This window comes from Comamonas avium, assembly GCF_014836675.1.
Classification (GTDB): Bacteria; Pseudomonadota; Gammaproteobacteria; order Burkholderiales; family Burkholderiaceae_C; genus Comamonas; species Comamonas avium.
The window spans coordinates 240224-255272 of record NZ_JACSQK010000003.1 but is presented as its reverse complement, the minus strand read 5'-3'; the positions used below and the strand labels follow the sequence as shown (position 1 = coordinate 255272).

Here is a 15049-nt window from a genome sequence, read left to right as displayed (position 1 = left end):
GTAAAGCCGAACAATGAGTCCTGGCTTCAGTTACCGGCATCTTTACTACTTCTGGGTTGTCGCCAAAGAAGGTGGCATGGCCCGTGCTGCAGAGCGTTTAGGCATGGCAGTGCAAACCGTGAGCACCCAGGTTCGCCAGTTAGAACGCTCTCTCGGCTATGTCTTGCTCAAACCAGCAGGGCGAGGGGTTGTACTGACGGATGCGGGGCTGGCCGCCATGCGGCAGGCAGAAAAAATTTTCCAGCTTGGCGAGCAGCTACCTGCGGTTGTGCGTGATGCCGTGGGTGCGCCAAGCGTGCGCTTGATTGTTGGAATCTCCGACGAATTGCCCAAGTTAGCCGTTCAAAGCCTGATGCAACGCGTGATGCAGGAGCCCAACCTCAAGCTTCTGTGTCTGGTTGACGAATTCGAGGATTTGCTGGGTGATCTTGCGCTGCACCGGCTGGATGTTGTCCTTGCAGACCGGGCCGCTCCGCTCAACCCCAATCTCAAGGTCTACAGTCAATCACTGGGGTCATCTCCCATCGCCTGGTACGCGCCAGCATCGCTGTATGCCGCTGCCAGCAATAGCTTTCCCCAGTCACTGGCCCAAGTTCCAGTGCTGCTGCCCACCAGACATGCAGCCGTTCGGTCAAGGCTCGATCAGTGGTTTGAGCGTATCGCCATACAGCCGCATGTGATCGGAGAATTTGAAGACAGCGCACTGCTCAAGACATTTGGTGCCGCAGGCATGGGCGTCTTTCCAATGGCGAGCTTGGTGCACGAAGATTTGACTAGTCGCTATGCAGTAATGCGCTTGGGCGACTGCGAGGGCGTTGAAGAGCACTTTTTTGCCATTGGGGCAAGCAGGCAGGTGCTGCATCCGCTGGTGCAAAAGTTTTTCCCCGCCCAGGACTAAACACCCGGTGTACCTGTCACGCCCATGCAGCAAGCCACTTTTCTCAGAAGAATTTGCTGTAGCTCACCGATAGCCCCATATTGAACTCGCTGGAAAACGCATCCCGCTCAGCGCCAATGTCAACGGCCACGGCACTGGCAGCGTCCAGGTGGTAAACGTATCCGGCAGAGACGTATGGGCGCAGCGCTTTGCGCTTCAAAGCACTTTCCAGATTAAAGGTCTCGGCCCCTGGCACATCTGAGGTGCCAGCAAACTTCATGCGCTGAACGCTCAGGTCCTGCTCAAGCCCCGCCGCCAGCCGAAGCTGTGTCTTACTGCCCACGGCCTTTTGCGCCGTCACACCCAGCCCCAGCACCGTGGCCTTGAGGCTGGCTTTTTGATAAGAGGCCCGGAAATCGCCATGGGCCTCGTCATAGGCGGCAAACTTGCTGTGCTGCTGCGTCAGAGCCACTTCTGGCGTGACCAGCCAGCCGTTTGCATGGCGCACGCCAAAGCCCAGCGCCACGCGGGCAGCCAGCGCATCTAAGTTTGCAGAGCCGCTTACCAGCTCAACGTTGCTCAGCGCCTGTCCCCGTGTAATGGTGTTGTTTTGCTTGATGTAGCCCACCGAAGCTTGCAGCTGCCAGCCGTTGCCCGCCTGCCCAGACTGGCTATAGGCCAGCCAGCCGCTAAGGCCATAGGTGCTGTCAGGGTCTACCGCGCTATGGCGCAAGCTGGCGTGCCCCAGCAGCAGGTTGCCACCCCATGTCCACTGCTCACTCAAGCCGTAGCCCAGCGTCACCACCCCCTGTGTCTGCTGACGGTGGCCAATGCCTGCGTCAGCGCCCACCGCATCAAAAGAGCCCGTCACTTTCAGACAGCTCACACCGGCCTTGCCAGTGGCGCACTGCGTTTGCAGCAGCCGAGCCATGCGCATTTGTTGCCGGGCTGCGGCCAGCTCTTTATCTGCCGCAAGCTTTGGCAGCGAAGACAGTAAATTACTAAAGTCTTGCATGCTCGTGCGGTAGATAAAGGCACGATTTACCCCTTGGTCGTTGCTCGCACTACCCACCACAGTGCGGCCATCGGCACTGACCCCATTGGGCGAACTCCAGCCCGAGCCATCGGCTGTGAAATCGCCCAAGCCTTGCATGCCGCCATCACTGCTCCAACGAAAAGCGTGCTGACCTGCGATGCCATCGCTCGCATCTCCCACCACCACACTGCCATCGGCACTGACCGCCTTGGCCACACTCCAGCCCGTGCCACTGGCTGTTAAATCACCCAGCTCTTGTATGCCGCCCTCAATGGTCCAGCGAAAAGCGTGCCTATTTACTCCTGAGCCATAGTCAGCCCACCCCACCACAACGCGGCCATCGGCACTAACCGCATTGGCCATACTCCAGCCCGTACCGTTGGCCGTGAAGTCACCCAGGTCCTGCATGCCGCCGTCACTGCTCCAGCGAAACGCGTGATAATTTGCGCCAGAGCCGTATTCCGCTTGCCCCACCACCACACTGCCATCGGCACTGACCGCACTGGCATTACTGCCCCCCGTTCCGCTGGCTGTTAAATCACCCAGGTCCTGCATGCCACAGCGCTGGTCCAGCGAAAGGCATGCGCATCTGCACCGGAACCGTATGCCGCCTGTCCCACCACAACGCTTCCATCAGCACTGACCGCAGTGGCCGCACTCCACTCCGAGCCAGTGGTCGTCAAGTCACCCAGGTCCTGCATGCCCCCCTCACTGGTCCAGCGAAAAGCGTGATACACCCAGCCAGGGCCGTAGTCAGCCTGCCCCACCACAACGCGGCCATCGGCGCTGACCGCATAGGCAAAACTCCTACCCCTGCCGCTGGCTGTTAAATCGCCCAGGTCTTGCATGCCGCCATCACTGGTCCAGCGAAAAGCATGCGTCTTTGTAGCGAAGCCGTAATCAGCGTTTCCCACCACCACACTGCCATTGGCACTGACCGCACTGGCCGCACTCAAGCCCGTACCATTGGCTGTGAAATCACCCAGGTCTTGCATGCCGCCATCACTGGTCCAGCGAAAAGCGTGCATACCATAGGCGGAGTAGCTAACGTGCCCTACTATGGCGCTGCCATCGGCACTCACGGCATTGGCATTACTCCCCATGCCGCTAGATGTGAGGTCACCCAAATCTTGCATGACATTCCACCCCTGGGCATGTACCTGTGCATGAGCGGTTACTGCCAGCAGCGGTAAAAGCAGATTGGTCAAGTTTAGTTTTTTCATAAAAAATCCTTTCAGACCATGAAACGATATTTATAAAACCATATAAACATCAATCTATCGCGCATGCTCTTTTCATTAGGCAAGACATTTGCGAGAGATAAAAAATAAGCTTCAGATGGTGATTTGCAAAAATTAAGCCTGAGCCAGGCTACATAAATCCAGCCACGGCTTTGCAACTACTGATATTGAAAGGGACAGCCCAATTCAATCAATCGATTGGATATGCAGGTTGCATGCCCTGCCCATCAACAGCAAAGTGATGCTTGAGGCATAAAGCAGCCAGTACCAGTGGGGCATCCGGTGCTGCAATGCATTGATGCACCAGCGAAAATATGCCATTGACTCACAGGCTTCAGCGAGGGAAATATTTTACAAACGGCAGAAAGAAAATAAACAATAAATATCTTGTTAGCAGGCAAGAAACTTCTTGTTTTGCACATCAATATTTTGTGCTTTGAAATTTTTTTACTTCGAATAAATTTAAAAACAAAATACATTCACATTGAAAAACACAATCATTGACAGATTTTGACTAGAAAAATAGCCAAATATCAATTACTGATTATCTTATTTTTCATCAGCACTAAAAATAGATAAAGTTGACTCAGATAATTTAAAAAAACAGACCCATATTAATATTTATTGAATTTAGATATTTTCATCAATCAAAGGAAAATTTCCCCTGTCAGGGGCGTTGGTGCATAAACCGGGGGGCGCAACAGGCTGCGAGCTTGCACAGACGGATTGATGCAGCAAGCTCAGGCCAGCGCACGATCAGCGCAAAGCTTCGTGTACGGCTTCTCGAACACGCACTTGCCGCGAAGCAAGCGCACTCGGAATCTCTATGCCGATTGCGTTGCCCGTATCCTGGATGTGCACAAATACGGTTCCGCCGTGCATGCGCGCTATGGCGTGAACAATCGAAAGCCCCAGCCCATGGTGGACCGTATGGTCTGAACGCGAGGCATTGGCGCGAAAAAATCGGTCAAACATTCGGCTCGCTACATCGTCGGCAATTGCGGGGCCTGCATTGAATACCCAGAACCTCACTTTTCCAGGCAATGCCTCAAGGTGTAATTCAACGTTGTGCTCACCCTGAGCATGCCGGATTGCGTTAGACAGCAAGTTGGCCATGGCGCGTTTGATGAGCGCTTCATTGCACACGGCAGATGCGCAGCCGATGCGCACAGCCTGCAGCCCGGCATCATCGAGCAGTGCGCCGCAGTAGCTGATCATGTCATCGGCCAAGATGCTCAGATCTGCTCGCTCCAGACTTTGAGCACGCTCGCCTCGGTCTGCTCGCGCAAGAAACAGCATGTCGTTGATGAGTTTTTTAAGGCGCTCGCACTCTTCCAGGTTAGAGGCCAGAGCGTCTCTGAGCTCTTCGCTGGAGCGCGGCCTGCTCAGTGCCAGCTGTGCGCCACCAATCATGGTGGCAAGCGGGGAGCGCAGCTCGTGGGCAACATCAGCACTGAACGATTCAGACTGCCGATAGGCTGCTTCGCGCTGCGTGAGCACGCTGTTAAACGCTTCGACCAGTTCAAGCAGTTCGGCATCTACGCCTGCCAGTGAGATGTGACCGCTTTGACCAGCCGCATGGGCCTGCTGTGACAGGTGTCTGAGTCGCCGGTTGCTCCAGCCCATACTCACAATGGACAAAACTGCAGAAAGCAATATGCCCATGCACACAGCCAGTATCAGGATGCGGGCCAGTGAATGCAGCGCTTCTTGCCTCGGTAGTGCAGAAGCCATGAGCCGCACTTGTAAAACCGCATGACCTTGGGTTGTGACCTCCAGGTCAATGGCATCGAAGGGCTGGCTTTCTTGTGTGATGGCAAAAACAGGCGCTGTCTGGGTGTGTTCGATTTCAGTGGAATCACTGCCAGCAACGGTTTGCAGGCTCACGCGAATGCCGGGATACATGCTTTGCAGCGTGTTCAGTCGATCTTGCAGACCGCTTGAGCCGCCGTCCCTTGGGCTAGCCCCTATCCACAGTGCCTGCTGCCGCAAAAAATCATGGTCTCTGGCAATCAAAAAAGACTGGATGACTTGGAAAAGTATGGCTCCCGCAACAACCATGACCACGGCCGCCGCCACTGTCTGTGCGATTGCCCAGCGCAAATGCAATGAATTGCGCAACCAAGTCACTGGCTCACAGCCCGCTGCGGGAGCTGCCCATGCAATAAAAAACGCTCACCGAAGTTCGAGCACATAGCCCATTCCACGTACCGTGTGCAAAAGCTTGGCTTCCTCGGGCTGATCGAGCTTCAGGCGCAGACGCCGAATCGCAACTTCGATCACATTGGTATCGCTGTCAAAGCTTACGCCCCATAGTTGCTCTGCAAGCTCATTGCGTGAAAGAACCGTTCCCTGGTTGTGCAGCAGCAGTGCCAGCAACGCATATTCCTGCGCTGTCAGCATAATTTGCCGGCCAGCGCGGCAGGCACGACGTCGCCGGGGATCAAGCTTGAGGTCTTCTAGCTGTGGCTGACTTTGACTGTTTTTTCGGTGTGCCTCGCTGCGGCGCAACAATGCTTGTACCCGGGCGAGAAATTCGGGAAACGCAAACGGCTTGACCAAATAGTCATCAGCACCATTGCTCAGCCCATGTACGCGGTCTTCCACCCGGTCTCGCGCAGTGAGCATCAGAACCGGTGCCGTTGAAAAGCCCCGGATTTCCGTCAGCAGGCCGAATCCATCCAGGCCGGGCAGCATGACATCAAGCACGAACAAGTCATAGTGCTCGGCCCTTGCGCGGCGCAGCCCCTCATCACCACAAGAGGCGACATCGACCGCATGCTCGCCTGCTTCCATCAATCCACGGCGCAGGTGGTCGGCTTGTTTCCAGTCGTCTTCTACGACGAGAATTCGCATTACTGTCTAGCCTCGCTGGCTGGAGAGTTCAAGCTCATAGTCTTAAGGTTTGCGCAATATGTCTGCGCCCATGTGAGGCCTGGGCTACTGGTTTGCACATATTTTCGCGCAGCGTTGCGGGGCTCTCCCAGTATTGAAGCATTCCGCCAGACAAGCTGCCTATGCGATCTGCAATGGCAAATGCCTCCGCCTGGTTGTGCGTGACCAAAATGGCCGTATGCCCTGTGCAGCGCAAGATATCGCGCACTTCTTCTGCCAGATGTTCACGCGTATCGGCATCAAGGTTGGAGAACGGCTCATCGAGCAGCAGCAACTCAGGAGACGGTGCCAGAGCACGCGCTAGAGCAACGCGTTGCTGCTGCCCACCGGAGAGTTCATGCGGGTAGCTGTCTCCGGCTTTTGAAAGGCCAACCATCTCGAGCATTTCTGCAACCCGCCTGTCACGCTCGGCGCGGTCTTGGCGGCGCAAACCGAAGCCCACATTGCGCGCAACGTTCATGTGCGGGAAAAGAGCGTAGTCTTGAAACATCATGCCTACGTGCCGAAGCTCAGGCTCTACTTGCTGCTGCGGTGAAGACAGAAGCTTTCCCTCAAGCAGGATGCGGCCCTGGCGCACAGGCTCAAAGCCTGCAATGGCGCGCAGCACCGTGGATTTACCGCAGCCTGAAGCACCCAGCAGGCAGCCTATATGCCCACGCTCCAGCTGCAAATTAAGGCTGGGCGTGACTGTACGCATTCCGCGAGGAGTGTCGTAAGCAAGGCATACATGATCAAGTTCAAGCAGGACAGACATGGTGAATCAAGAATCCATTCGCAGATCAGTGCGCGCCAGAAGTATGACAGGCAGCAAGCCAGCCACAACGATGGCCAGCGCTGCTACAGCGCCTTCTTCATAGGTGCCACGGGCCGCTTCGGCATACAGCCAGGTGGCTAACGTGTCAAAGTTCAGAGGGCGCAGCAACAAGGTTGCAGGCAGCTCTTTCATTGTGTCGACAAACACCAGTAGCGCACTGGCTGCAAGCGCTGGCTTGAGCAGCGGTAGGTGTACACGGCGTAGCGTGCCGCCCGAGCTTTCGCCGAGGAGACGCGAGGCCTGTTCCAGTGAAGGGGGAATGCGGGTGAGCCCCGCTTCAATGCTTCCTGCGGGAATCGCAACGAAGCGAATGATGTAGGCAATGACAAGCCCGGCGGTACTGCCCATCAGCAGCAAACCCGGATAGCCAAAAAGCTGCCCCAGCATGCGGTCGGTAAACAGTAGCGGCGTGAGCAACCCAATGGCCAGCACAGTGCCTGGCACGGCATAGCCCAGGCTGGCCAGACGCACGCAAGCTCTGGGCAGGTTGAAACGAGCACTTTCACGCATGGAACGGCTGGCCCACGCAAGCATCAGCCCGCAGGCAACAGCAAGCAGCGTGGCAGTCGTTGCCAAGAACAAGGTATTGGTCAGTGCGCGCAGTAGCTGCTCGGAAACACCGCCGACCAAATTGAGACGATTGAAAGTCTCGCCCACCAGGTAAGCCGAGGGTATAGCGAAGCCCAGCAACACAGGCACAGCACCCAAAGCCAGAGCCCCGAAGGCTGCCAGGCCACGCAGCCTGCGTGGTTGCATGGGACGCATGCGCTGCGTGCTTGCAAAACGCTGTCGCCTGCGCCCATGGCGCTCCAGCATGATGAGCACAATGATGATGCACAGCATGGCCAGCGCAATTTGTGCAGCGGCCCCCAGATCAGAGCGCGTTGTCCAGGTCGTATAGACCGACACGGTCAACGTCTGTACGCCCAAAAATTCAGAGGCACCGATGTCGTTGAGCGCCTCAAGCAGAGCCAGGCTCAGGCCCACAACGATTGCTGGCCGTGCCAGCGGTATCACCACTTCGCGAAATACCTCGCGGCGACTGGCGCCCAGAGTACGTGCTGCCTCCAGCAGGCTGGCCGCCTGGCTCATGAACATCACGCGGGTCGCCAGATAGACGTACGGGTACAGCACAAAGCCCAAAATGAAGATTGCACCCTGCAAAGAGCGCAGATCAGGCAAACGAAATTGGCGTGGGCTGTCGTAGCCCAAGACTGCACGCAAAAAAGTTTGCACCGGCCCAATCGGATGCATCAAATCCAGGTAGGCAAAAGCGACGATATAGGTGGGTACTGCCAGCGGTAGCAGCAACGCCCAGGTGAGCACGCTGCGCCCAGGAAAATCGTAGGCAGTTACCAGCCAGGCGCTTCCTGTACCCAAGGCTGCACAGACGATGCCAACCCCCAAGAGCAAAAGCAGGGTGTTCCACATCGCCTGAGGCAGAACATAGCTTGCCAGATGCGCCCAATGCGATGAGTCGGCCATCAACGCATGGCCGGCGAGTACCAATACAGGCAACACCACCAGGAACGCAACGGCCATCGCGCCAAAGAGCGCTGCACGCCCTCGCCCGCCGGTCAGCACCGCTTACCTTTTATCCACATGTTCAGATCCTTGCATGTGCACGGGGTGCGCTGCCGTAACGGCAAACGCATTTCAGCCCTGAGCGAGCTCAGGCAACGCTTGAAAAACCCCGTGCCGCATGATTGCAGCTGTTAGTTGTCGAAGCCGACCTTGTCGACCAGCTGGCTGGCTTGTTTGCGATATTTGGCAATCTCTACAACGGACAGCGTATCTATTTTCAATGGCCCCATGGCCGACATCACGGCATCTTGCTGCACGTTGGCGCGGATGGGATATTCATAATTGGCGCGGGCATACAAAGCCTGGGCAGGCTCAGATACCAGGTACTCCAGCAGCGTGACTGCATTGCTCTTATTGGGAGCATGTTTGGCTACCGCTGCACCAGAGATATTGACGTGCGTGCCACCGGTTTTGGCAAAGGTGGGACGGATGGCCTGAATGCCATCGCCCCATTTCCGGTTGTCAGTGCCTGCAGCTGCGTTCTTCATCTGGCCAACATAGTAGGAGTTGGCAATTCCGATATCGCAAATGCCGCCCAAGATGTCACGCGCTACATCGCGATCGCCACCAGCGGCCTTGCGTGCCAGATTGGCCTTGACACCACGCAGCCATTGTTCAGCCTCTGCGGCACCATCGTTCGCAATCTTTGCGGCGATGAGCGCCGTGTTGTACGGATGCTGCCCCGCACGGATGCAGACTTTGCCCTTCCACTTGGGGTCTGCCAGCTCTTCATAGGTGAACTGTGTGATGGGCAAATTTTTGTCTGCATACAGCACGCGGTCACGCAAAGACAGCGCAAACCAGTGATTCTGAGCATCACGCAGATTGGCTGGCAATACGGATTCAAGTGTTGCAGACTTGATGGGCTGCGTCACACCACCATCGACAAGGTCTACCAGGTTACCAATGTCTACCGTCATCAGGACATCTGCAGGAGAGCGCGCTCCTTCTGCCTTCACGCGCTCGAGCAAGCCATCTTTGACAAACACCGTATTGACCTTGATCGCGCCATCTTGCTGCTTGGTGAAAGCGTCAATCAAAGGCTGAATCAATGCAGGTTCACGCGTTGTGTACAGGTTCACTTCACCTGCAGCCATGGCGGTGTTTGCCAGCGAGACGGTCGCAGCACATATGGCCACAAGTGCAAGAGAGGGAGAAGCAAATTTCATGGCAGCATCCTGAAAAAATCACTGAACACGCACCATTTGGAGAGGCATGGCGGTGGCTGGCCGCGATTTTATAGAGTGCGATTAATGCGCATTCTCATTACCCATTGGACTTGCATCGACTCTCGTTATCTTTCTGTCATTTTTCAATGCGGGCCCGTGTGGTTAAGGCAGAGCTGTACTGCAGGCATCGGGGGCTGACGAGCTAGCAGGCTTTTTGACACCACCACCTTGAATCAGGAAAACGCCACCCAGGATCAGGAGTACGCCCAGCACGCGCATGAGATTGACTGGCTTGGGCTCAAGACCCATCAGGCCAAAGTGATCCACCAGCACGGCCATCACCATCTGACCTGCGACCACCGCAACCAGAAAACCACCAGCACCCAGCCTGGGGGTCAACATTGTGGCGCTGATGATGTAGAAAGCACCAAGCACGCCACCAATCCACAGCCACCATGGGCCGTGCAGCGCATGTGCAAAATTCGGCACAGGTGCTTTGGCCAGTATCAGCATGGGAACCATGACAGCAAGACTGACGATGAGCGATGTGGCTGCACCCCAGAAAGCGTGCCCCAGTGCCCGGCCCACGCCGACATTCGCAGCTGCCTGAAAGGGCAGCAGCGCACCTGCCAGCAGCGCTATGCCCAATGAGGCCACCGTCATCCATACCATTTTGTTGTCCATACCTGCGACTCCATCAAGCGTCAAAAACCAAGAGCTGCATGGTCTTGCATCTGAGTGATTTATGAAAATCGCTTCTGTGCACATGTACTATTCGCCGCATGGATGAACTGCGCCGTATTGACCTCAATCTCTTGCTGGCACTTCATGCGCTGCTGACTGAAAAGCATGTGACCCGGGCAGCGCTGCGCCTGCACAAAAGCCAGCCGGCAGTCAGTCATTCGCTGTCCCAACTGCGGGAGCATTTCAACGACCCTTTGCTGGTACGCAAGCAGGGCAAGCTGGAGCTGACGACAAAAGGCAGCATGCTTTTGCAGCCGCTGTCCGAAGCGCTAGGGAACCTCAATACTTTGCTGGGGGCGCCTGCGTTCGACCCGCAGCATGCTCAGCGCAGATTCCGGCTTGCACTGTCTGACTATGCGGCTCGTCTGGTGCTGCCCAACCTGCTGCGACATGTCCGCAAACACGCTCCGGGCTTTGATTTCGCAATCAGTCTGGCCAGTCGAGAGGCGATGCTGGTTCAGCTTGCTGATGGTGAGCTGGATCTGGCGCTCGGCATCTTTCCTGACCGCCCTCAGGACATCCAGTTTGAAACACTGTTTGAAGATGATTTCATCTGCCTGGCAGACAAGACCACCGTCCCCGCAAAAGGAGGTCTGACGCTACAGCAGTGGCTGGAGCGCCCGCATGTCATGCTGGCAGTGAGGCCGGACGCCTTTGATGAAATTGAACGGGCACTGGCAGCTCTGGGGCGCAAGAGACGGATCGCTGTGACCTTGCCGCACTGGAGTGCTGCGCTGGAGTTGTTGCCGGAAACAGATTTGGTACTGACGATTGCCCGCCGTGCAGTCAGTTCGCAGCGCTTGTCTAAAAACTTACGGCAGTTTGCACCGCCGCACCAGCTGCCACTGGCAAAGATGGCGTATCAACAGGCATGGCATGCGCGCAAAGACAATGACCCCGGATTGTCCTGGCTGCGGCAGGTCATCATGAACAGCTGCCAAACCAATTTAGGCTAAGAGATCAACCAGCATTTCCGGGATTGAAGAGGTGCTCTTTCCTAGAGAAATTTCTGAATAAATTGCTTTTATTTTTTTGAACCACCACTTTAAAACAGCTTCAGGGTCACCGTCATCAGTCGGTAAAGCAAGGCTTAAAGCTGGCAGCTGCCGATCACCTCAGAAATGCCAAGGACTGCTTTTGGCGCAAGCAGCCATCGCGCCCAGACGCACTCGGTGATCGGCTCTGCACCGCAAATGCAGTCCAGAAAAGGCCGCTCGATTCATATGCATTTTTGACAAGGCTAAGAGCTACGGTTTTATCCGAAGGCTCTTTGCCCTGCGCCAGCTCTTGCCTGATGCGAACTTACTGGTTCGCTTTGAAGCCTGACTTCTGCACCACGGGGCGAAATGCTTCACGCTGCGTGTGAATGGTCTGGCTCAACGCGCTGGCAGGCAGGCCTGTGGTCACCAGGCCCAGCTGTGCCATGCTGGCCGAGAAATCGGGTGTTTTCACAATTTTGATCAAGACCGCTTGCAGCTTCTCTACCACGGGCGCCGGTGTGCCAGCCGGGGCAAACGCGCCATACCAGGCAGTCGACAGCTCAAAGCCAGGTGCACCACTTTCACTCATGGTGGGTACGTTGGGCAGCAAGGGCGTGCGCTGGGTGCCTGTTACGCCCAAATACTTGATCTTGCCGGAGCGCTGCAGCTCGCTTTGGCCTCCCACCGTGTCAATGCCGATAGGCAGTACACCGCCGATTTCGTCGGTCAGCATGCCAGGTGCTCCTTTATAGGCTACGGGTTGCAAGCTGTGACCTGTGTTTTTGTTGAGATTCAACAGTCCAAAGTGCACGGTGCCACCGAGTGAAACCATGCCCACGCCTGTCTGGTCTTTTTGTTGCTTCACCCAAGCCAGGTACTCTGACATGGTGTTGTAGGAGCTGTTGACAGAGGTTGAGGCCACCATGGGCGCGTCGGCCAAATGTGCAAGAGGGATGAAGTCCCGATCCGGGTCGTAGCCCAGCTTGTCATAGGTCAGCGGAAAAATGATGAAAGGTGTGGCTGGTGAAATCAAGATGGTGTTGCCATCAGGGGCGGCCCGCTTTACGGCTTGAACAGCCAGCTGGGTGCCTGCGCCGGGGCGGTTTTCCACAATCACGGTGGTGCCCAGTTCGGTGCGCAGTTTTTCGGCCAGTGCGCGCGACATGTTGTCTAGGCCACCGCCAGCAGAAAAACCAATCACGATTTTGAGCGGTGTGCTGCTTTGCGCATACAGTGTGGGCGCCGAAGTGAGCGCGCCTGCTGCCAAAGCCATGTACAGCGAAGTTTTAAGGATAGATTTCATGCTTGTCTCCTGGTGCTTATTGTGAGAAGGGCAGAAGTACTGCCTCGGTTTAGCGCTTGAAAATCGAATGCAAGGCCAGCGAAATTCCGCTGAGTACAAGTAAAAAGCCGATGATTTTCTTCACCCTCTCTGGCGTTAGCCTGCGGGTGAGGCGATGGCCGATGACCACACCGAGCAGCGCCACACAGAGCAAAACTGCCCAGCGCTGCCACAGCACGGCATGGCTGAGGCGTCCTGACAAGCCCATGGCCAGAAGCACGGTGCAGGCGGCCACTGCAATGACCAGGGGAATCGTGGCGCGCAAGGCAGCGATGTGGGACAGGCGCCGGCTGAGCCAGACCGCCACGACCGGGCCTGCGGTACCAAACAGCATTTCAATCAAGCCAATCAGCAAGCCTGCCACAGGGCTCCAAGCTGCAGTTGCGACAGTCTGCGGAGCAACGCGCGGGCGCAAAGTCATGGCTCCCACGGCGGAGATGTACAGACCCAGCGCCAGCAACGGCCACTGCGGTGCCAGCACGCCGCTGAGCCATAGCCCCAGCAAGGCGCCAGCCAGTACACCGGGCAACAGGCGTTGCAGCTCTGAGCGGGCTACGTTTTTGAAGTTCAGGCCAGCTTGCAGCAAGGATGCAGGCACATCCAGCAACAGAGCCAGTGCCACCACTTCGGTGAGTGGCCACTGCCAGCTGAGCAGCGGCACGATGACGAGCGCCGATCCAAAGCCTGTGATGCCGAGCACCACATAGCCCAGCAGCACGGTCAGTGCAGGGTAGGCAAATTCGAACATGTGGGCGCTTAAGTGGCGAGGGCTGCCTGCGGTGCAGACGACCAGCGCACCTCACTGCTGCGCGTGGTGCCTGGGTCCAGCGGGTAGATGGGGCGGTTCAGGTGCTCGAAGGGGAAGATGTCATAGTCAGAGCTGCAGACACCGGGGCCGCTGATCAGCACAATGTGCTTGGCAAACGCTTCAAATCCTGCACGGAAATGCTGGCGCGATTTGATCAGCACGTATTTGCACTGTGCGGGGTCTACCCCCGCATGGGTGAAGACGCCGGTGTCGTAAGGCTCCTGAGGACGTTCAGAAATAAAAATACGCACGGATGTGCCCACTCGCAGGACGGCGGTGCGGCCCAAGCTGAGTTTGATGCCAGTGAACATCGGGCCAGTCACGGTGTATTGACCGTCTGTGAGTTGCTCAACCACTCCGCAAAGTGGCAGGGGCTGCCCCTGCAAATGCAGGGCGGGTAAATCGGTTTTCCCTCCCACATTCAGCGAAACGCTGGCACCTACACCTTGGGCAAACAAGTGTTCCACGGCAGCAGGGTCGCAAAATGGGCCGGCCACTACGTCTTCCAGCCCCTGTGCCAGTACCTCTTGCAGTACCGCCATGACATCGGTGGTGCCACCCGCGCCGCAGTTGTCACCGTGGTCGACCAGGATCACCGGGCCTTCTTGCAGCGTTTTGGCGTAGGCAATGGAGGTATGGATGGGCTCGGAGGGAAAGACAAAGTCAGCACGGCGCTCCCAGGCCATGTCGGTCAGCTGTGTTAGCAGCTGCTCGGCGTAGGCCACTTGAGAGGCATCTGCGATCAAGACAGTCGATAAGCCTGCACAGTTCACATCAGACAATGGGAACCCGCCAAACACCGAGGCGTTGAGCAATTGTCCGCTGCGCTCTGCCTCCATGGCCAGGTCCATGATGTCTTTCATGGGCTGCATGGCAGGGGTTTGTTTGAGCATGTGTGTGAGCATCGGCAGGCGGCTCCACAGCATCACGGGATTCACGCGGCCTTCTAGCTGCGCCCGGATGGTGCGCCCCACGCGCGCACCAGTTTCATAGATATCCACATGCGGATAGGTGCAGTAACCAGCAATGACTGAGGCGTTGCGTACCAAGGCTTCGCTGAAGTTGGCGTGAAAGTCCAGAGCCACGCCAATGGGCAGGCCGGGGGGCGTACATGCCCGCAGACGGCGCAGCAGCTCGCCTTCGGCGTCTTGAATCCCGTCTACCACCATGGCGCCGTGCAAGTCCAAAAGAATGGCGTCACAACCTTGCCGTGCAGAATCGGTCAAAGCGCTGGCCAGCGTTTCAAAAGCATCGCGGGCGACCAGCCCGCTGGGCACTGCGCTGGCACACACGGCAAACTCCACCTCAGCGCCCATGGCTTGAGCCAAATCCAGGAAAGCTGCTGCTGCACTGTTGGTGCCTTCGCAGGCTTGACGAGCAAGTGCGCCGAAGGAAGGGCCATGCGGGTTGCCAGTGCCGCGCCGAAAGTCCGACAACTGCGTGGAGACAGGAGAGAACGTGTTGGTCTCATGGCGGATCATGGCAATGACGAACTTCATGGTGCTGCGCTTTCGGTGAGTGTGCTGGGAGGGTTTCAGCGCGGTGGATGAAGCCCGCGG

At 56.9% G+C, this 15049-nt stretch carries 13 protein-coding genes; 2 read left to right on the top strand and 11 right to left on the bottom strand.

Annotated elements, in window-relative coordinates; translation table 11 throughout:
• The first annotated feature begins 13 nt into the window (after window positions 1-13).
• Complete coding sequence (locus H9646_RS06455) at window positions 14-898, top strand: LysR family transcriptional regulator (RefSeq protein WP_191722523.1); 885 nt, start codon at window positions 14-16, stop codon at window positions 896-898.
• Window positions 899-941: 43 nt separating this feature from the next.
• Here H9646_RS06455 and H9646_RS06450 read toward each other — a convergent pair whose 3' ends face one another.
• The 8 genes from H9646_RS06450 to H9646_RS06415 form a co-directional block, all read right to left on the bottom strand.
• Window positions 942-2468, bottom strand: coding sequence for an autotransporter domain-containing protein (locus H9646_RS06450; protein WP_191722522.1), 1527 nt, complete (start codon window positions 2466-2468; stop codon window positions 942-944).
• On the bottom strand, window positions 2447-3136 hold the full coding sequence (locus H9646_RS06445) for a hypothetical protein (RefSeq protein WP_191722521.1): 690 nt from the start codon (window positions 3134-3136) through the stop codon (window positions 2447-2449). Before H9646_RS06445 ends, H9646_RS06450 begins: the two co-directional genes overlap by 22 nt.
• A 774-nt stretch (window positions 3137-3910) precedes the next feature.
• On the bottom strand, window positions 3911-5059 hold the full coding sequence (locus H9646_RS06440; protein WP_191722520.1) for an ATP-binding protein: 1149 nt from the start codon (window positions 5057-5059) through the stop codon (window positions 3911-3913).
• Window positions 5060-5329: 270 nt separating this feature from the next.
• The gene (locus H9646_RS06435; RefSeq protein ID WP_191722519.1) at window positions 5330-6010 is read right to left on the bottom strand and encodes a winged helix-turn-helix domain-containing protein; all 681 of its coding nucleotides are present in this window, start codon (window positions 6008-6010) and stop codon (window positions 5330-5332) included.
• A 34-nt stretch (window positions 6011-6044) separates the two neighbouring features.
• On the bottom strand, window positions 6045-6803 hold the full coding sequence (locus H9646_RS06430; protein ID WP_191722518.1) for an ABC transporter ATP-binding protein: 759 nt from the start codon (window positions 6801-6803) through the stop codon (window positions 6045-6047).
• A 6-nt stretch (window positions 6804-6809) separates the two neighbouring features.
• Window positions 6810-8405 (bottom strand): ABC transporter permease, encoded by a 1596-nt coding sequence (locus H9646_RS06425; protein ID WP_191722517.1) that lies wholly within the window; start codon window positions 8403-8405, stop codon window positions 6810-6812.
• A gap of 173 nt (window positions 8406-8578) precedes the next feature.
• Window positions 8579-9544, bottom strand: a complete 966-nt coding sequence (locus H9646_RS06420) for an extracellular solute-binding protein (protein WP_225214048.1) — start codon at window positions 9542-9544, stop codon at window positions 8579-8581.
• A 234-nt stretch (window positions 9545-9778) separates the two neighbouring features.
• Window positions 9779-10300: a DMT family transporter gene (locus tag H9646_RS06415; RefSeq protein ID WP_191722515.1), complete on the bottom strand. Its 522-nt coding sequence runs from the start codon at window positions 10298-10300 to the stop codon at window positions 9779-9781.
• A gap of 98 nt (window positions 10301-10398) precedes the next feature.
• On the opposite strand from H9646_RS06415, the gene H9646_RS06410 reads away from it, so the two are divergent.
• The gene (locus H9646_RS06410; protein ID WP_191722514.1) at window positions 10399-11316 is read left to right on the top strand and encodes a LysR family transcriptional regulator; all 918 of its coding nucleotides are present in this window, start codon (window positions 10399-10401) and stop codon (window positions 11314-11316) included.
• Between the two features lie 346 nt (window positions 11317-11662).
• Here H9646_RS06410 and H9646_RS06405 read toward each other — a convergent pair whose 3' ends face one another.
• The 3 genes from H9646_RS06405 to H9646_RS06395 are packed head-to-tail and all read right to left on the bottom strand — an operon-like array spanning window position 11663 to window position 14989.
• On the bottom strand, window positions 11663-12643 hold the full coding sequence (locus H9646_RS06405; protein ID WP_191722513.1) for a tripartite tricarboxylate transporter substrate-binding protein: 981 nt from the start codon (window positions 12641-12643) through the stop codon (window positions 11663-11665).
• A gap of 49 nt (window positions 12644-12692) precedes the next feature.
• Entirely contained in the window at window positions 12693-13430 is a 738-nt protein-coding gene (locus tag H9646_RS06400) for a sulfite exporter TauE/SafE family protein (protein ID WP_191722512.1), read from the bottom strand.
• Between the two features lie 8 nt (window positions 13431-13438).
• Window positions 13439-14989, bottom strand: a complete 1551-nt coding sequence (locus H9646_RS06395; protein WP_191722511.1) for a M81 family metallopeptidase — start codon at window positions 14987-14989, stop codon at window positions 13439-13441.
• Window positions 14990-15049 lie beyond the last annotated feature (60 nt).